14 protein-coding genes are annotated in these 17,617 nt (G+C 46.1%); 5 read left to right on the forward strand and 9 right to left on the reverse strand.

Annotated elements, in window-relative coordinates; translation table 11 throughout:
* Nucleotides 1-114: 114 nt before the first annotated feature.
* The 3 genes from R7R78_RS13265 to R7R78_RS13275 all read right to left on the reverse strand — a co-directional run bounded on the left by R7R78_RS13265 (nt 115) and on the right by R7R78_RS13275 (nt 3,119).
* Nucleotides 115-621, reverse strand: a complete 507-nt coding sequence (locus tag R7R78_RS13265; RefSeq protein ID WP_017634473.1) for a hypothetical protein — start codon at nt 619-621, stop codon at nt 115-117.
* A gap of 316 nt (nt 622-937) precedes the next feature.
* Nucleotides 938-1,747, reverse strand: coding sequence for a MalM family protein (locus R7R78_RS13270; protein WP_005374786.1), 810 nt, complete (start codon nt 1,745-1,747; stop codon nt 938-940).
* A 100-nt stretch (nt 1,748-1,847) separates the two neighbouring features.
* Nucleotides 1,848-3,119 (reverse strand): maltoporin, encoded by a 1,272-nt coding sequence (locus tag R7R78_RS13275; protein WP_005374784.1) that lies wholly within the window; start codon nt 3,117-3,119, stop codon nt 1,848-1,850.
* Between the two features lie 446 nt (nt 3,120-3,565).
* On the opposite strand from R7R78_RS13275, the gene glgX reads away from it, so the two are divergent.
* Complete coding sequence (gene glgX / locus R7R78_RS13280; protein ID WP_033906651.1) at nt 3,566-5,557, forward strand: glycogen debranching protein GlgX; 1,992 nt, start codon at nt 3,566-3,568, stop codon at nt 5,555-5,557.
* A gap of 78 nt (nt 5,558-5,635) precedes the next feature.
* Here glgX and R7R78_RS13285 read toward each other — a convergent pair whose 3' ends face one another.
* Complete coding sequence (locus R7R78_RS13285) at nt 5,636-7,006, reverse strand: L-serine ammonia-lyase (RefSeq protein WP_167415830.1); 1,371 nt, start codon at nt 7,004-7,006, stop codon at nt 5,636-5,638.
* Between the two features lie 11 nt (nt 7,007-7,017).
* Complete coding sequence (locus R7R78_RS13290; protein WP_225473766.1) at nt 7,018-8,559, reverse strand: sodium:solute symporter; 1,542 nt, start codon at nt 8,557-8,559, stop codon at nt 7,018-7,020.
* Between the two features lie 339 nt (nt 8,560-8,898).
* Here R7R78_RS13290 and R7R78_RS13295 point away from each other — a divergent pair, with 339 nt between their 5' ends.
* From R7R78_RS13295 to R7R78_RS13305, 3 genes are all read left to right on the forward strand, one after another.
* On the forward strand, nt 8,899-10,194 hold the full coding sequence (locus R7R78_RS13295) for an MFS transporter (protein WP_053303918.1): 1,296 nt from the start codon (nt 8,899-8,901) through the stop codon (nt 10,192-10,194).
* Between the two features lie 101 nt (nt 10,195-10,295).
* A complete protein-coding gene (locus R7R78_RS13300; protein ID WP_005374772.1) occupies nt 10,296-11,312 on the forward strand; it encodes a nuclear transport factor 2 family protein in 1,017 nt (338 codons plus the stop codon).
* A gap of 177 nt (nt 11,313-11,489) precedes the next feature.
* On the forward strand, nt 11,490-12,575 hold the full coding sequence (locus R7R78_RS13305; protein WP_054576566.1) for a porin: 1,086 nt from the start codon (nt 11,490-11,492) through the stop codon (nt 12,573-12,575).
* Between the two features lie 69 nt (nt 12,576-12,644).
* Here R7R78_RS13305 and R7R78_RS13310 read toward each other — a convergent pair whose 3' ends face one another.
* From R7R78_RS13310 to hisD, 4 genes are all read right to left on the reverse strand, one after another.
* Nucleotides 12,645-13,358: an alpha/beta fold hydrolase gene (locus R7R78_RS13310; RefSeq protein ID WP_054576565.1), complete on the reverse strand. Its 714-nt coding sequence runs from the start codon at nt 13,356-13,358 to the stop codon at nt 12,645-12,647.
* Nucleotide 13,359: 1 nt separating this feature from the next.
* Nucleotides 13,360-14,364 (reverse strand): cupin, encoded by a 1,005-nt coding sequence (locus R7R78_RS13315; RefSeq protein WP_005374765.1) that lies wholly within the window; start codon nt 14,362-14,364, stop codon nt 13,360-13,362.
* Nucleotides 14,365-14,447: 83 nt separating this feature from the next.
* The gene (locus R7R78_RS13320; RefSeq protein ID WP_025768659.1) at nt 14,448-15,182 is read right to left on the reverse strand and encodes an SDR family NAD(P)-dependent oxidoreductase; all 735 of its coding nucleotides are present in this window, start codon (nt 15,180-15,182) and stop codon (nt 14,448-14,450) included.
* Between the two features lies 1 nt (nt 15,183).
* Complete coding sequence (hisD, locus tag R7R78_RS13325) at nt 15,184-16,476, reverse strand: histidinol dehydrogenase (protein ID WP_005374756.1); 1,293 nt, start codon at nt 16,474-16,476, stop codon at nt 15,184-15,186.
* Nucleotides 16,477-16,765: 289 nt separating this feature from the next.
* Here hisD and R7R78_RS13330 point away from each other — a divergent pair, with 289 nt between their 5' ends.
* Nucleotides 16,766-17,515, forward strand: a complete 750-nt coding sequence (locus R7R78_RS13330) for an HpcH/HpaI aldolase family protein (RefSeq protein ID WP_005374748.1) — start codon at nt 16,766-16,768, stop codon at nt 17,513-17,515.
* The last annotated feature ends 102 nt before the right edge of the window (nt 17,516-17,617 follow it).

A 17,617-nucleotide genomic window follows, 5' to 3' on the forward strand; every position in this document is an offset into this window, starting at 1 on the left:
CTCCCTAACTTACTCAAATAAACTACGGAAATTTGAGTAATAAAATTAACCCCGACATGTGTTTCATGCAGGGGTTAATAAATAAAAATAGATTTTAAATAATTTAATTGAATATTATTGGCACTTATTTACCATGACATGAACAGGTTTGCCTTTTCCTTCAAACTGAAGACTCCATACATATTTACCATCTTCTTTAATATCAACCGAAGTATCCGTACCGTAACCACCAAATGTTAATGGTGTTAATTCACCAACGTTCATTCTATTACCTTTTGCGGTAAATTGTGGGAACCACAACTCGGTCGCGTACTGCATTTTGTAGGAGCCTACTTTTTCTTGAACCACGGCTTGGTAGAAATTATTCCCTTTGTAGGTGTATTGACGCTGAGGCACGTGTTTCCAATCGGAATCCGCAAACGTACCCACCACAAATAGTGGTTTAGAAATAGGTCCTTTCGCTGTGCTATCTGGGTTGTCACACGCTTTCATGAAAGCAACCACTTCGTCTTGAGACATATTAACAACTGGCTCTGTGGCCGCTTCAGGTTCTGCCGTCGATTGACAACCTACTAAGGCAACAAGTAGGGCAGCAGCAAGAGAGGTCTTCATCATGTTCATTTCACGTAATTCCTTTTTAGTATATCCAAAGCAAAATAAACTCAACGGTTAAAAGAAATATTAATCGTTATTAAAATGGAGATATCAAACGCCAAATAAATATCGTCAGATTGCGAATTTAAATCACTTCGAGAAGTTTGTTTATTTCCTAAGTACAAAAAATAAGTTAGGAACTGCCATTAATTATTGATCCAACCTATATAAAAAACAAAGTAATAAAAATAATTATGTGAATAAGGTAACTCTATGTAGGGGTATTTTTATTGGTTTATTTTCTATGAAAAAGGTCAGCATTTCGCTGACCTTTTTTATCTGATTATTTTCTATTTACGGCTTTCACAAACACTTGTTGTGCACCTTCGATACCCAGCTCTTTTGCTTCATCAAGCAAAGTGAGCGCTTTCGGAATATCATTCGCTGCGACTGCCGCTTCAATGGAGCTGTAGTAGTAGCTAGTAAGGTCCGTACCTTGGGGAATGTTGTCGTTTTTCGCAACAATCTTAGTATTCACAATATCATTCGCGGATACCGAAAAGCGGAACTGACCAAGTGGGCTATGTTTCGCTAGAGGGTCTGCAATATCTGGCGGCTGAGTGTGGCGCGCCATGGCGAAGGCTTTTGCAGGGTGTAAAACTTGTGTACTTCCTTTTAGATCGGCGGAAGTCGTGTAAACCAACACATGCAGATCGTTACCTGTCATGTCTGGAATCACATTGAGATCAAGTACGAATTTATCATTGTCCAACAGTTTTGCTGGTTCGTACTTAAACTTTGAAAAATCTGCTTGGTAAATGGTTTCTCCTGCCGAGTTCATCACTGCGACATTAGGAGCATAAAATTGAAGTTCTTTACTTACGAATGTCTCTAATTTGATATCGAGACTGCCACGGTTACCTGGAAGAGCAAACGCTGCAATAGCGCCAGCACTGTTACCATCCAACAACATTTGGCTTTTATCAGTCAAAGCGAATTCAGTAACCACAGGCACGTTAAGCGGTACCCATTGAATATCACCCGATTGCGTGATCACTTGTTGCTGACCTTTTGGACTCATCTCTACTTGTTCTACAGACGCACAACCAGTAGCCAACATGCCCAGCAGTACGGGAGCAAGCCATTTTTTCATTACTGTCTACCTCGACTCTTTATTGTTTTTTAAATAAATACAGCCAGATAAGTTCTGGCTGTATCATTCTAGGACAATTTAGGACTTAGTGGTTAGATGATTACCACCAAGCTTCAGCTTGTACACCGAATTGGAACGTATCGTCTGAACGACCGTTGTCAAATGTGTTTGAGTTGTCTTCTTTGTCAGCCGTTAGGTAAGAAGCGTAAACACGGATTTCAGGACGAGCCCAGAAGCTAGAACCAGCAGACCATGCTTGTGCAACAGTTAGCTTACCGTATTTGTTTTCTTCGCCGTCGTTATCGTCGATAGCGTAACCAGCTTCGAAGATAGTTTTGTGGTTGTCATCCCATTTGTACATTGGACGAACAACAACAGACATTGTTTCCCACTTGTCTTGGCCAGCCCACATGTCTTCACCAACACCGTACACTAACTGGTGACCCATTTCCCAGCTGTCGCCCATGCCGATTACACCCCAGTTGATTAGGCGGTAACCAGATGCACCGTTGTCAGCTTCTGCGCCGTACCAGCTACCGTCGCCGTAGAATGCCATTGTTTTTGAGTAACCTTCAGTACCGTACTGAAGCACTGTTTTGTTGAAACCAGCGTCTAGACCTTGAGTCAATTCTGCTGTGAACATTACACCGTTTTTCGCATCTTTAGTGCCGTTTGGCGCAGCGTCAGTTTCGTTAAGAATTGCGTAGTTCAAGCCCATTTCTAGAGAACCGTTGTCCCATAGAGGAAGACCTGCGTAACGTACGTCTAGAGTGTTTACGTTTGTTGCGCCACCATCGTTGCCTGGGTCTGCGATATCGCCGCGGTCGTTACGAACCCAAGCGAAAGAAACTTTACCAGGACCTGCTTCGATACCTTCAACACCAGCGCCCGCGCCAGAGATGTTCCAGTAGTAGAAGTCAGAGATATGAATGTCGTGACGTTGGTAGTAGCGTTTACCTGCCCAAAGCGTTGCTTCAGGAGCAAAGTTTAGTAGGCCTTTAGCTTGAACGTTGAACTGACGTAGTGCGAATTGTGCATCGTCTACACATTTCACTTCGCCGTTATCCAAACCACAGTTAGCAGAAGTGCTTTCCCAGTCGTTTGAACCGTTAGAAGTCATTGCAACCATAGAGTCTACGTAGAACGTTTTGCCGTTGTTGTTGTAAACTTCTTTACCTAGTTGAATCTCGCCGTAGATATCGCTTTCATTACCTAGACGACCGATCTTGTTCTTTTCGAATGTTAATTGTTGACCACCGTCAGCGTTCACGCCAACGCCAGCACGCATGTAACCGTGGAAATCCACTGCGAATGCAGAACCAGCAGCTAAAGTTGCAGCTACAGCAGCAGCAATTGCACTTACTTTTTTCATTCTTAACTCCATTAAGGGTATTTATAATTCTGTCTTCCCTGCTCACTCTTTTAGGTGAATATAGGCAGTAAAAACACACCTAAAGAAAGAGAGGTAAGATGGGAACGAATCCCCGTTTGTTTCAACAGTTGTGAGATTACCCGAGGCGTACAAGGATGACTTCCTCCGCCCTAAACTAATTTAAGGGGGATGAGAAGGGAGTAGAAAATTTACCGAATGGTGTTTTTTCGAGTCAGATCACCAATCTAGGGAGGAATTAGTAAGTTTGTTCGGTTTTGAGCCGCTACAAAGTGATAGCCATTTCATATTTTTGACTCTAAGCCGTCACATAAAGTAATTAAATTACACGAATATTTTTATATTTAGGGTGGTTGACCTTAGTAAGACAAAGTTTTTAACTTATAGTTTCCTAAAGGTAGCAATAAATATTAAATAAAGTATCTCCGATGACACGACTTCTCTCTCGCCCCTACCCCCTGGGCGCAACATTGAATAAAGAAGGCTGTAACTTCTCTATTCATGCTCCGGGCGTAAAAGACATTCAACTGGCATTGTTTGCAGACGATGGCAGCTACGAGCTTCACGGTTTACCGAATGAATACGCTGGCATACGTCATACTTTTATTCCAGATATTAAGCCGGGGCAAAAATACGGTTACCTTGTCTCCCACAAGGACGAGCCACTGTTAATTTCTGATCCGTACGCAAAATCAATAGATAAAGCCCTCCACTATCATCCTCCCTACTCTCCAGCCAAAAGTTTCGATATGCCGAAGTGCGTCGTTATCGAAGATGATTTTGACTGGCAAAACACGGATCACCCGCGTATACCCAGAGAAGAGATGGTGTTGTTTGAGACGCACGTCAAAGGGCTTACCCAACGCCACCCAGAGGTTGAGGACAAGCTGAAGGGGCGCTATTTAGGTCTTGCATCACCTGAAATGCTGGCCTTTTACAAACAGCAAAACATCAACACGCTGCAATTGCTACCTGTCGCAGCATGCATGCATGAGCCTCACCTACTAGAGATGGAAAAGGTCAATTATTGGGGATACAACCCTTATCTCTTTATGGTGCCCGATCCGCGCTACGCAGAACAAGACGCCGTTACGGAATTAAAAACAACGATTCGCGAATTGCATAAAAACGGCATCGAAGTGATTCTCGACGTGGTTTACAACCACACTGCTGAAGGTGGTGAAGGCCCTACAATCTTCAACCTGAAGGCCCTCGATTCCTGTTTTTACATCAAACATGGCAACCACTTCGCCAATTACACTGGCTGCGGAAATACAGTGGATCTCACCTACCAACCAGCCTTAAACCTTGTGATGGATACATTGCGCTACTGGGTTAGCGAATTTAAAGTCGATGGCTTCCGTTTTGACTTGGCTGCAACGTTAGGTCGACAGGGCGATGATTACAACCCAGAAGCAGCTTTCTTTAAAGCCGTTGCGCAAGACCCAATTTTGCGTGAAACCAAATTGATTGCCGAACCTTGGGATATTGGTCCAAATGGCTACCAAGTGGGTAACTTTCCATTTGGTTGGAACGAATGTAATGACAAACTGCGTGATATTTCCCGCAGTTTTTGGCGCGGTGATCAAGGCTATTTAAAAGAGTTTGCCACTAGATTAATGGGCTCTCGTGACATTTACAGTGCAGCGAACTGGCCATACAAACTCACCGTAAATTACATCACGTATCACGATGGCTTCACACTGCAAGATTTAGTGTCTTACAAGCACAAACATAACGAAGCCAATGGCGAAGAAAATCGCGACGGTCACGGTGACAATCGTTCAGAAAACTACGGTGTTGAAGGCGAGACCGAAAATCTGATGATCATCGCCACGCGTGAGAAGCAAAAACGCAACCTTATTGCTAGCTTGCTGTTTGCCTTCGGTATCCCACACATTCTCACTGCTGATGTTCTGTCTCACACCCAAGGCGGTAACAATAATGCCTATTGCCAAGATAACGAAACCAGTTGGCTGAACTGGGAAGAGACAGAACGCAAGCAACATTTCAAAGCATGGATGTCACAAATGGTCGCCAACCGAAATCAATACATGGTGCCATTTATCCGAGCTTTCAGTGGCGAAAACCGCAATAACAACCGTATTTTCTGGCGCCGTACAGACGGTCGCTTAATGGAGCACGATGATTGGAACCGTTTAAGCTCTGTCGCACTTCACCTTGGTATCGGTAAAGAAGGGCAAGAGCTGGTCTACCTCATCAACCAAACTAACGCCACAGCGCGCTTTAAGCTCCCCAATGAGCGAAAGCAAGAATGGGTGACGATCTGTGATACAAACGTACGTAATCTCAACCCAGGACATGCTGAAGGCGAAGTCTTGCTGTCACCCACCTCGATGGTGATTTTGCACTATCAACCAAACCAAAGCACACCAAAAGGTGAGCAAACGCATAGCTAAGTTATAAACGCTCCGAAAAAACAAAGCCGATGCTTCTCAGTGCATCGGCTTTTTTGTTGGTTAGACTTGCTTAACTCATTATTCGCAAGGCGGCGCTAGGTGAATCAAAGCCAATCCCCCCAGTGACGTCTCGCGGTATTTCTTGTTCATGTCTTTGCCCGTTTGATACATGGTTTCAATCACCTTATCCAATGAGATCAAACATTTACTATTACGCTTTAATGCCATGCGAGAAGCATTGATCGCTTTCATTGCGCCCATTGCATTACGCTCAATACACGGTACTTGCACTAAGCCACCGATTGGGTCACAAGTCATGCCTAGTGAGTGCTCCATGGCAATCTCGGCCGCAATACAAATCTGCTCATTGCTGCCACCACGTAGCGCGGTCAGGCCAGCTGCCGCCATAGAGGAAGACACGCCAACTTCGCCCTGACAGCCTACTTCAGCACCCGAGATAGACGCATTGGTTTTGTACAAAATGCCAATCGCACCGGATACAGCAAGGAAGTCTTTAAGTTGTTTGGTATCCAGCTCTTTGATGAAGCGATGGTAGTACATCAATACCGCCGGAATCACACCTGCTGCACCATTAGTTGGAGACGTTACGACTTGTCCACCAGCGGCGTTTTCTTCACTTACAGCAAAAGCAAACAGGTTAATCCAATCCATGATTTCCATTGGATCGTTTTCGATTGCTGCATTTGCTTCAAGCTTCTTCAGCAAGTTAGGCGCACGGCGGGTCACATTCAAGCCGCCATCCAAGATGCCTTCTGTTTCGAAACCACGCTCCATGCAACGCGTCATCACACGCCAGATCTGTTCTGCACGTTGATTGATGGCTTCCATATCCTGAAGCGCTTGTTCGTTTTTCAGAATCATGCCGCCAAGGCTCATGCCATTCTTCTCTGCCTGTGCCAACATTTCGTCTGCACTGGAGAATGGGAACTCAACTTCTACGGGAGCAGTCGCACTGCCATTTTGCAGTTCATCCGCCGTTGCGATGAAACCACCACCGATAGAGTAGTAAGTTTCAAACCCAACCTGATTGCCGTGCGCATCTAACGCAGTAATCGTCATTCCATTCTCATGCAGAGGAAGGTTCTCTTCATGGAACAACATGTCCGTTTTGTAGTTGAATTCGATTTCATGACGGCCATCGACAGACATCATGCCCTCTTCAATCGCCTTGCGCATCGCTTTGTTCGCAGAAGCGATTTTGATGGTATCTGGTTTGTTACCCAACAGACCCAAAATGGTTGCACGGTCAGTATGGTGACCAATCCCCGTTAACGAGAGTGAGCCGTATAAATCGACTTGAATACGAACTACTTTTGCCAAGTTAGATTCAATCAAACGAGTAAAGTGGTAACCCGCGATCATGGGACCATTGGTGTGAGAGCTAGAAGGGCCCACACCAATCTTGTAAATATCAAAGATGGACAGCATAAACTTACCTATTACGACAATGCAGCATAAAGCCAATCAGGGAGAACCATACAAGCGGCGATGGTCGCCACAGCGAACACCAATAGCCCGTAATGGCTTGCGGTTGGCTTTGCAAAAAGATGTTTTTGATTATTGATAAAGATTTGTTGCTCGGCAGTCACAGCGCCCCAACGACGGCTCACTAACACACCAAACAAAAGGAAGACGAATGTACCAATTGGCGCGAACCACGGCCAAGCCACGTCGAGATACATCGCAGTAAACACCGCAATCACACTCATGATACTGCCAACGATCACGCCTTTCTCATTGGCTTTTGCCCAGAATAAGCCAAGCACGAATGACCCAAGACGGATACCAACAAAGATGGAAGTCAGGCTAGCGATGGTTTTGAGTACCGATTCATTCGATACAGCCAGAAGAGCTGGCACTACCACCATAGCCGCAGCGAGCAAACTCATCTTTCTTGCGACTTTTTCGTAGTGCTCATCATCGGCACTCTTGCGAACGAAACGCTTGTAGATATCAAACGTTGCGACGGTCGCCATTGAGTTGTAGGTAGAATCCAAGGTCGACATTGCGGCCGCCGCCAATGCGGAAATGATCAAACCAACGACGATTGGGTTAGTGTGGTTGAAGACGAAATCCAAAATCACTTCGTTGCTGTTTTCAAACGATTGATCTTGATAGAAAACACTCAAAAGAACACCGAGTACCGCGAAGAATAAGTACACAAAAAATGCACCGTAACCACACAACAGCATCGACTTCTGCGCCGTCTTTTCACATCTCGTCGCTAACGTGCGTTGGATGATCAATTGGTTGGTGCCGTACACACTCAAATGCAAAAAGCTCACGGCAACCACGCCTGCCCAGAGTGTGGTATCTACGCCTAAATCAAAGTCTAAGTTGATGATATTCAAGTGATCACGAGAAAGGTAATCTGCCGCATTAATCTCTGTCATTAGAATGGCAAAGATAGCGATGCTGCCTGCTACCAATACTGCAGATTGCAACATATCGGTCCAGATCACCGTGGAAATTCCGCCCGCATAGGTATAGCAAGCGGTGAAAATACTAATGTAGATAATGGCTTCAGAAATACTGATAGGCAGAACTTGCACTAAGATCAGCGCCACGGCATACAGAATCACACCCGCAGATATACATTGAACCACAATGAACACAATCGAGTTGATGGTTCTTGCATACACCCCAAAGCGGTGCTCAAGATATTCATAAATCGAAGTCAGGCCCAGCTTATAGAAGACAGGTACAAAGAAAATGACAGTGAAAAAAATAACGATGGGATAGTTAAGGTGAATACTCATCGCTTCCATGCCAGAGCTATAAACCCAACCTGGCATCCCTACAAACGTCATCGCACTAATGTAAGTCGCAAGTATCGAAACACCTGCCGTAAACCAGCCAAATTGCTTTCCACCCGTAGAAAAGTCGCCACCATTGCTGTAGCGATTATTCACTAAATAGCTGATTAATATGGTGATTAACACGTATAACGCAATCACCACAAAACTTGAGTACGTAACCATTTAAGGGTTTCCATAATTCTGGGTGCTAATTATTTGTGCTTGGATATTACTTTAAAAAAGCATATCTAAACGATAATCCCGCCATAACTGTGACTATAGTCACCAATATAGACGGTTATATATTCAAAAATGCCAAAAAGACCGATTTAATGAGACTCCTATCACTAAAAACCACTAATTGGGTACGCATTCATTTTAAAATTGATATTGATCACGGATCTAATGACCTTAAAAAAACTATGATTCACCACGACACGAAATCGAAGATGATCCCAATAAGATCGTGTTCTTTAAGTTTGAATAGCAACAAATCCTAAGTGAAATAGAGGTTTATCGGTCATGAATGCCAAAAGACACATGAGCGAAGTTCCTATGATTCAAAGGGTAGCTGCCTATCTAGCGATACTGGTTGGTTACTTTTTCTATTGTTATAACTTTGTAATTATTGACTACGTACGCCCATACATCGTTGAAGCGTATGATGGTATTAGCCTGTCAGACACTGCCCAGTTCTATACATGGCAGTCGGTTGGTGCACTTATCGGTGCATTGAGCTGTGCTTGGTTCGCAACAAAATTTGGTAAGAAATCCACTCTTATTACCATCACAGCCCTAAACGGTGGCGCAACGATCATCAATATGATGTTCACCGACTACACAACATGGGCAGCAATGCGTTTCATCATTGGTTTGTCACTGGGTGGTTACTTCACCGTGGCAGTAAGCCTAATGATCGGCCTATTTACGCCAACGGTACGTGGTAAGTTGACGGCATTCGCGTCTTCTATGTTCTCTGTAGCACTGATGGTAATGGGTGCGTATGCAGCGTTTATTGCAAGCATCGATGCACCATGGGAAAGCCTAATGCTTGTAGGTGGTATCCCACCATTGGCAGCCGCTGTGGTCATGATCTTTGTACTACCTAACGACAGCAAAGTGATCGCTTACGGTGAAGAAGAACAAGCAAAAGCGGAAGAATCAGACGCACCAGCGAAAACAGGCTCTTGGGGCGAAATGCTAAGCAAGCCTTACCGTAAGATCACACTAACGTGTCTATTGCTGGCTGGCCTTAACTTCTACGGTTTCCAGTTCTTTGGTGGCTTCGTAACCACTTACCTACGTGATGTACGTATGTTCGACGGTGCAACCATCGGTCTCATCTTCTCTATCTCAGCGTTTGGCTCACTTTTTGGTGCGTGGTTCTGGGGTTGGGCGGCTGACAAATTCGGTCGTAAGGTGAACGCATTTGGCTTCATCCTCGCGGGCATCATGGTTTCAATCTTCTTTGTTGCACCTGGCGACATGGTGATTGGCGGCCTAAACATGCTGGCTCTACTCGGCCTGATTTACAACTTCGGCCTGTCTTCTTCAGCGGTATGGGGTGGTTACTTCTCAGAACTGTTCCCAGCACACCTACGTAGCTACGGCGCAGCGCTATTCCACGGCGGTCGTATCCTCGGTATGTGGGCACCAATGGTACTTATCTTCATCCAAGAACGTACCGACCTACAAACCGCAATGTGGGGTTCACCAATCGTATGGATCCTTGCTGGTCTTCTATGGCTATCACTGCCAGAGACACTAAAAGGCGGCGTGTTCGATAAGAGCAAAAAAGCCGAAGCAGCAAAAGCGTAACTGAATTTCAAAAACTCCGGCTGGCTCCCCGGCCGGATGAAAAAACTTAATTTCGAGTCCTGTTCCCAAAGCCGACTCGACAGCAAATAAGAGAGTTTATTATGTCTAAATATCAAGAAGCGAAACGCGTTGTACGTGAATACTTCAGCGCAATGGAAAACGCAACTCACGAGAACGTGGCAGAAGTACTAAAAGCACACACTTCAGAAGATTACCTATGGCGTGGTGTTTACCCATTCCGTGAGCAACAAGGCGCTCAAGCAGCGGCTGACGTTTTCTGGGCTCCTTTGATGAAATCAATGACTCGCATGCAGCGTCGTCAAGACATCTTCATCGGTGGTGAGAACGAAGTAACATCAGGTGAAATCTGGGTAATGAGCATGGGTCACTTCATGGGTCTATTCGACGCTGAATACCTAGGCATGCGCCCAACTGGCAAGATCATGAACATCCGTTACGCAGAATTTAACTGTGTTGAAAACGGCAAGATCACTAAGACTGGCCTATTCCTAGACCTTCTAGGAGCGATGGACCAAGCGGGTTGTTACCCACTACCACCATCAACAGGTAAGCACTTCGTATACCCTGGTCCTCGTAACCACGACGGCCTACTGTTCGAAGACGCAGCACCAGAAGAAGGCGTAGCAACACTAGCACTAGTGAACAAGATGGTTGATGACCTATCTGCACTAAACGACAGCGGCGCTATGGGTTGCCCACCAGAAGTTCTTGAAAAGAGCTGGTCTAAAGACATGATCTGGTACGGTCCATGTGGTATCGGTGCGTCTTACACAATCCCTCGTTACCAACAGCAGCACCAATTGCCGTTCCGTAACAACCTGAAAGACAAGAAGTTTAATGGCCACGTATGTCGTTTCGCAGAAGGTAACTTCTCTTGTTTCTTCGGCTGGCCAAACCTATCTAACACACCAATCGGTGGTTTCCTAGGTATGACAGGTGGTGAAGTACGTGCAGACATGCAAGTGGTTGATGTTTACTACCGTGACGGCGACAAGCTATCTGAGAACTGGGTACTGATCGACCTTCCTTACTGGCTAAAACAGCAAGGTCTAGACGTGTTCGAACGTACTCAACAGATCCTAAACCCTTCTCTATAAGAAGTCCTAGGGGCGGATTGTCAACCCGCCTTTATGTTGCCTGAATACCCTCTCGGTTCAGGCGACATGCTCCCAACTCGTGCCTCAAGGATGGGGCACAACCTCAAGATAGAACCCTTATTCAAAACGGGCATGAACGCACGGTGGCTTTCTGCGCCCTGAATAATGAGATTGATGATGAAAAAGTCGACCCTTTCTGCAGTGATTTTAGCAGCGCTTACTTCTAGCTCAGCCTTTGCTGCACACACTTTTGTTAATGACGCTGGCGACAGCCTAACCATCGATGGCCGTTTCGATCTTCGCTACCAAGACCGTGGCGGTGATGACAACGGCGAATGGAACAGCGGCAGCTCACGTTTCGGTTTGAAAGGCCAAATGGGTCTGGATAACGGCTGGACTGGTTTCGGTCACGCGGAATGGGGCTACAACTCTGGCGCGAACGGCGAAAACATTTACGACCGCTTGCTATACGCAGGTGTTGATCACGAAAAATATGGCAAGATTGCTGCAGGTACTAAGCAGTGGTCTACCTTCTACGACGTAGCATGGTACACCGATTTAGGTCGTGTATTCGGTACTCGTGGCTCAGGTGTTTACAACCTAGCTGACTGGGGTATCGCATCCGGTGCTGGTCGTGCGGAAAACTCAATCACGTACCGTAATTCAATCAATGAAAAAGTGAGCTACGGCTTTACTTACCAAACCACGCGTGAAGATGTTGCTCTAGCAAGCAATGCGACAGCCTCACTGAAAAACGGCATGGGTGCGTCGATCACTTACAAACCGGTTGATGGCGTAACACTGGGTGCGGCTTACCATCAAAATGAAGTTGCGGATCTAGACGCAAGCGTCGTTGGCGCAGAAAACGGCGACAACATGCGCATCATGCTATTGGGCGCAAACTACAGCAACGGTGGCTTCTACGCGGGTGCGACTTTCCACGTTGGCGAAAACTGGGAAGCAGTGAGCCAAGGCGGTACGGACGTAATGTTCGATACCCTAGGTGGCGAAGTCTACACTTACTACCACTTCGACAACGGCCTACGCCCAACGTTGAACTACAACTACATGGAAGATCGTGGTGACGAGACACAAGGTTACGAGCGTAACTTGCTGATTCCTGGTCTTGAATACCACTTCCAGAAGAACAAATTCCTAGTTTGGACTGAATACCAGTTCGACCTAGGTAAAGATCAGTACGATGGCAGCAAATTCGAAAACCGTGATGATCAATTCGCGGCAGGTATTCGCTACTACTTCTGATAATACTCATCGCTCACCACCTATACCCAAGTAACCTTAAGGTGGTGAGTGATGAAGTTCTTATCAACACTAAGCAAAGTTATCTTGAAGCCAAGTAGTCATCACTTCACTAACAATTAAAGGCTGCTCAAGCGTAGATAGATGCCCACACTCCGGGATAACATGAAGCGTGACGTTTGGGATGCATCTCTCCATGAGCAGATGATTGTCTAGCGGACAAAGCTTATCTTCTTTACCTGTTATCACCAACGTAGGAGCTTGAATGTCCGCCAATAAAGGTCGAGCATCCGGGCGAGTTGCTAACGCTTTAGCATGCGCTTCAAATGCCTCCAAACCTACATTGACCGCCATGCCTTCTATACGCTCAGTTAACGCTTTGTCTTGCAAACGGCTTGGATGAATCAGCACAGGCATCAGAGTATCAGGTGTAATGCGTTCAAACTCACCACTTAACGCACGGCTAACCAGTGCATCACGCTTTTGTGTCACCTCTGGCTTTTCATCTGCTGCATTGGTATCCATGAGGATCAAGCCTTTGACTCTGTTTGGCGCTTGACGGTACACCTCAAAGGCAAGAATCCCACCCATTGATAAGCCACCCAAGACAAACTCCTGCGGTGCGTCTTGCAACACTCTCTGCGCCAGCTGTTCCATTGACGGCAATGAAGCCAGCGTCGGGCATGAAGGCTCAACCCAACTTGGCAACGCTCGGTTGACTTCCTCAAACAATGTGCCATCACAAAGTAGTCCGGGTAGCCAAACTAACGAGGTGGGTTGTGTCATTTTATTCTCCTGCCAGCGGCTTTGGTTGATCAGACCCAAGAATGCAATACGTCAAACTATTACCACGCAAGTTCGTCAGTGAATAAGACGCACCTTCTGGAACATTCAGCACATCACCGCGCGTTAAAACAACACTCGCTTGTTCGCCTTGATGCGTGAGGACCACTTCAGTATCGCCATCAAAGTTGATAAGCACTTGTTTTTCTTCTCGGCAGTGTTGAGGAATCGAGCCACCTTCAGAAAGCTCATAAGCCATGATGCTCACTTCATCTTCACTCTTTACTTGGAAGTCATAACTCGCCAAAGGATGACCCGTTAAGGCGTATTGTTTCACGTTGCTTCCGCCGAAATCGCCTTTGATTTCACGATAATCTTTTTGCAGAGCGACAAATGGCATCATCTCTTCTGCGGTGTAGGTATCGAAGGTCGCGAGCTCTTCTTCGGTAAGCAGCGGCATCAATTCTGATTCTTGTGGCACCGGGTCGCCATTAATGGTGTCCACGAGTGTGCCATCGGCTTTGAGGTATAAACCATAACCTTGACTGTCTTTAATAACGTTTGGATGCCAAATAACGCCGCCACCTGAATCGTCGCCGCCAAGTACCGAGAACATAAAGCCGTAATCGCGGCCAACCACTTCAAATCCACGGAAGAGATTGGTTGGAATCGAGATGACGTCACCGTGAGACAACACCGCCTCATGCTCTCCATCGTTCCCCCAATAAAAACGGAACTGACCTTTGAACACCAAGAAAAGCTCAGCGGTACGATGAGAGTGCAACGAATTTTTGATGCCCGGCGGTTGGCCTGCAGCACCAATATTAAAGCCCGCCGTATCGCGAATATGAACATGCTGACGACTGCTCTCTGCCACCCCAGCACCGATAATGCAAAAGTTATCTTTGAGATCACTGCCTGGCGTGCGCGCATCAATAAACGCACTCGTACCCGGAATCAGTTCCATGTAGCGGACCAGGTTATTATTCATTTTAGATTGTAGAGTCATTGTAAATCCTTGTTGTCCTTGTTTGGACCTAGCCTTTGAATTGTTAGTTACAAACCTAAAGTTAGTTACAAACCTAAAGTGTGTTACAGACCTAAAGGTCGCCCACCATCAACCGCGATGGTATTGCCTGTCGAGAAGGTCAGAAGATCTGCAGCGGCGTACACGGCTTGAGCGACTTCTTCATCATTGGCTAAACGCTTAAGCGGTGTGGATTGTTCTTGTTGATTACGCCATGCGTCATCCAAGCCTTTGACAAACTCAGTGTCGACAAGCCCTGGAGCAACAGCCAGAACTCGAACCTCGGGAGACAGAGCGCGAGCTAAAGAACGGGTCATGTTCTCCGCGGCAGATTTACTTGCACAGTAAGCAATGTTGCTCCCCATCGCAGTCTGTGCCGCGATAGAAGTAATGTTCACCACACAACCATTGGCTTGCTTAAGCCAAGGCTCAAACGCTCGAACCATGGCAAAAGGCGCACGGACGTTCACTTGGAAAATTTGGTCAAACAGCTGGTCATCTAAACTTTGCAAATCAGAGTGCGCGACGAATTTCGTCATCCCCGCACAGTTGACCAACAAATCCAGCTTGTCGCTTATTTCACTGACTTGATGTTTAAGCTGTTCAATCGCACTAGAATCTGCCACGTTCAATTTGAATGCTAGATGCTCGTTACGTGGCAGCGAGGAAAGCACATCCTCGGCCGCTTTCTGATTACTGTTGTAAGTCAGAATTACGCGATATCCCGATTCAGCTAGCTTGCGACAAATGGCGGCACCCAGTCCGCCACTGCCGCCTGTGACTAAGGCAAGTTTCGACATATTACGCCTCTTCCACTTTGCCTTTGTAACGGCGCACACGAATATCCGCTTGCTCTTTGTGGCCAGCAAAACCTTCGAGTGCACACAAGCGAGAGCAGTACTCACCGACTTTTAGCGACGCAGCTTCCGTTACACGCTGGTAAGTACAGGTCTTGATAAATTTACCTACCCAAAGACCACCGGTGTATCGCGCCGCTTTCTTCGTTGGCAGTGTATGGTTGGTACCAATACATTTATCGCCGTAAGAAACGTTGGTTTCACGACCTAGGAACAAGGCACCGTAGTTGGTCATGTTATCTAGGAAGTATTTAGGATCTTCCGTCATCACTTGCACGTGTTCAGAAGCGATATCGTCTGCCACTTCCACCATTTCTTCGTAGCTATCACACACAATAACTTGTCCGTAATCTGCCCACGCTTTACCCGCAACTTCAGCCGTTGGGAGAATGGTTAACTGACGTTCGATCTCTTTGATGGTTTCTTGCGCAAATGTTTCGCTATTGGTCAACAATACAGCGGGAGAGTTGTAACCATGCTCAGCCTGACCAAGCAAGTCTGCCGCAGCCAATTCCGGGTCACAGCCTTTCTCATCAGCAATGACCAAGGTTTCCGTTGGCCCTGCAAACAAATCGATACCGACGCGACCAAACAACTGACGTTTTGCCTCTGCCACAAATGCGTTACCCGGCCCTACAATCATATCGACCGGTGCAATAGTCTCCGTCCCCAGAGCCATTGCACCTACCGCCTGAACACCACCGAAGCAATAGATTTCATCCGCACCCGCCATTGCCATCGCAGCGACAATCGCCACATTCGGCTGGCCATTAAACGGTGGTGCACAAGCAATAACACGTTTTACGCCCGCGACTTTCGCCGTCAGTACACTCATGTGAGCGGATGCAACCAATGGGTATTTACCGCCAGGGATGTAACAACCCACGCTGTTGACTGGAATATTTTTATGCCCCAGTACCACACCAGGCATGGTTTCTACTTCGACGTCTTTCATTGAGTCACGTTGAATTTGAGCAAAGTTTCGAACTTGTTGCTGAGCGAACTCGATATCATGACGAGTCGATTCATCAAGCGCATCCACACAGGCTTGGATTTGCTCTTCTGACAGGCGGAATTGCTCCGGCGACCAGTTATCAAACTTTTCAGACAACTCACGTACAGCGCTATCACCTTTCGATTCAATATCAGCAAGAATGTTTTCAACAATCTGACGCACTTTTGCGTCGTTTGATGCTGATGCTTCTTCAGTGATTCCGTTTTTTAAAATGCGTGCCATTGGGTTTCTCCTTGAACATTGAGGCTGACGAACGGTTATTTTTATGCGTTTGGATACGAATGCAAAATCAGATTAAACACTTAATTAACATTTGACAAGTTAAGTCAACAAACCACAAAAATAATCCTTAAGCCTTTGTATTGATTAATTTAAACAAATAAAATCAAGTAATAAGCACCTTGATTGAGTTTAATTTTTAATCAAAAATGAGTTTTAGATCACATCATTTTTACTCATCATTTATATTTCTACATGTTAGTTTTTGCATACCTTTGCAAAGGAGAGAATTATGAGCAATTTTAAGCAACGTCTGACTAAAGAAACGCTATTAGGTACATTTGTTAAAACCCCTCATCCTCACATTATCGAGGTATTGGCACTGGCAGAGTTGCCTTTTGTGGTACTGGATGCAGAGCACGCACCTTTCGATCGTTCCTCGCTTGATCTGTGCATCATGGCGGCCAGAGCGAATGACCTCGCGTGCGTGGTACGAGTACAAGACAGCGCTCCTTCAACCATTTTGAACGCGCTTGACTGTGGCGCGGCGGGTGTACAAATTCCCCATGTTTGTACTGCTGAGCAAGCGACGCAACTGGCGAAAATCTGCCATTACGGAGAAGGTGGCCGAGGGTATGCTGGTTCCAGTCGAGCAGCGCAATACGCCACTAAGCCCATGGTTGAACACTTAAAAGACAGCCGTGCGAATACGATTGTCATTGCACAAATTGAAGACCCTCAAGGGGTTGAAAATGTTGAAGCGATTGCCAATGTTGAAGGAATTGATGCGCTCTTCATTGGCCAAGTTGATCTCACTGTCGCTTATGGTGCTGATAGCGTTCATGATGAGAAAGTCGCACAAGCAAGTATGCGAGTAATCGAAGCGGCCAGAGCCGCCAATAAACCTGTTGGCATGTTTGTCGCGACGGCTCAACAAGCTCGGGAATGGCGTGAACTCGGCGTTAGCTTCTTTTGTGTTGGGTCTGAACACAAAATGATCATTGATGGCTTCAAACAAGAGAGAAATGTGATGAATTCTTGAGTTTTCTCTGATATTTACGCCTTATCAATGTAATGCTCTAGACACAGAAATCCCCTAGCCCATACACTCAGCACGTATGAGAAGGTTCAATGGCCTTAAATA

The sequence above is a fragment of the Vibrio sp. 2134-1 genome (assembly GCF_033339495.1).

Bases quoted from the DNA above. Each gene is read 5' to 3' on its own strand.
- R7R78_RS13285 (WP_167415830.1), bottom strand. From the start codon at position 7,006: ATGCTGTCCATCTTTGATATTTACAAGATTGGTGTGGGCCCTTCTAGC.
- R7R78_RS13275 (WP_005374784.1), bottom strand. From the start codon at position 3,119: ATGAAAAAAGTAAGTGCAATTGCTGCTGCTGTAGCTGCAACTTTAGCT.
- R7R78_RS13320 (WP_025768659.1), bottom strand. From the start codon at position 15,182: ATGTCGAAACTTGCCTTAGTCACAGGCGGCAGTGGCGGACTGGGTGCC.
- R7R78_RS13315 (WP_005374765.1), bottom strand. From the start codon at position 14,364: ATGACTCTACAATCTAAAATGAATAATAACCTGGTCCGCTACATGGAA.
- R7R78_RS13310 (WP_054576565.1), bottom strand. From the start codon at position 13,358: ATGACACAACCCACCTCGTTAGTTTGGCTACCCGGACTACTTTGTGAT.
- R7R78_RS13270 (WP_005374786.1), bottom strand. From the start codon at position 1,747: ATGAAAAAATGGCTTGCTCCCGTACTGCTGGGCATGTTGGCTACTGGT.
- R7R78_RS13300 (WP_005374772.1), top strand. From the start codon at position 10,296: ATGTCTAAATATCAAGAAGCGAAACGCGTTGTACGTGAATACTTCAGC.
- R7R78_RS13295 (WP_053303918.1), top strand. From the start codon at position 8,899: ATGAATGCCAAAAGACACATGAGCGAAGTTCCTATGATTCAAAGGGTA.
- R7R78_RS13290 (WP_225473766.1), bottom strand. From the start codon at position 8,559: ATGGTTACGTACTCAAGTTTTGTGGTGATTGCGTTATACGTGTTAATC.
- R7R78_RS13265 (WP_017634473.1), bottom strand. From the start codon at position 621: ATGAACATGATGAAGACCTCTCTTGCTGCTGCCCTACTTGTTGCCTTA.
- glgX (WP_033906651.1), top strand. From the start codon at position 3,566: ATGACACGACTTCTCTCTCGCCCCTACCCCCTGGGCGCAACATTGAAT.
- hisD (WP_005374756.1), bottom strand. From the start codon at position 16,476: ATGGCACGCATTTTAAAAAACGGAATCACTGAAGAAGCATCAGCATCA.
- R7R78_RS13330 (WP_005374748.1), top strand. From the start codon at position 16,766: ATGAGCAATTTTAAGCAACGTCTGACTAAAGAAACGCTATTAGGTACA.
- R7R78_RS13305 (WP_054576566.1), top strand. From the start codon at position 11,490: ATGAAAAAGTCGACCCTTTCTGCAGTGATTTTAGCAGCGCTTACTTCT.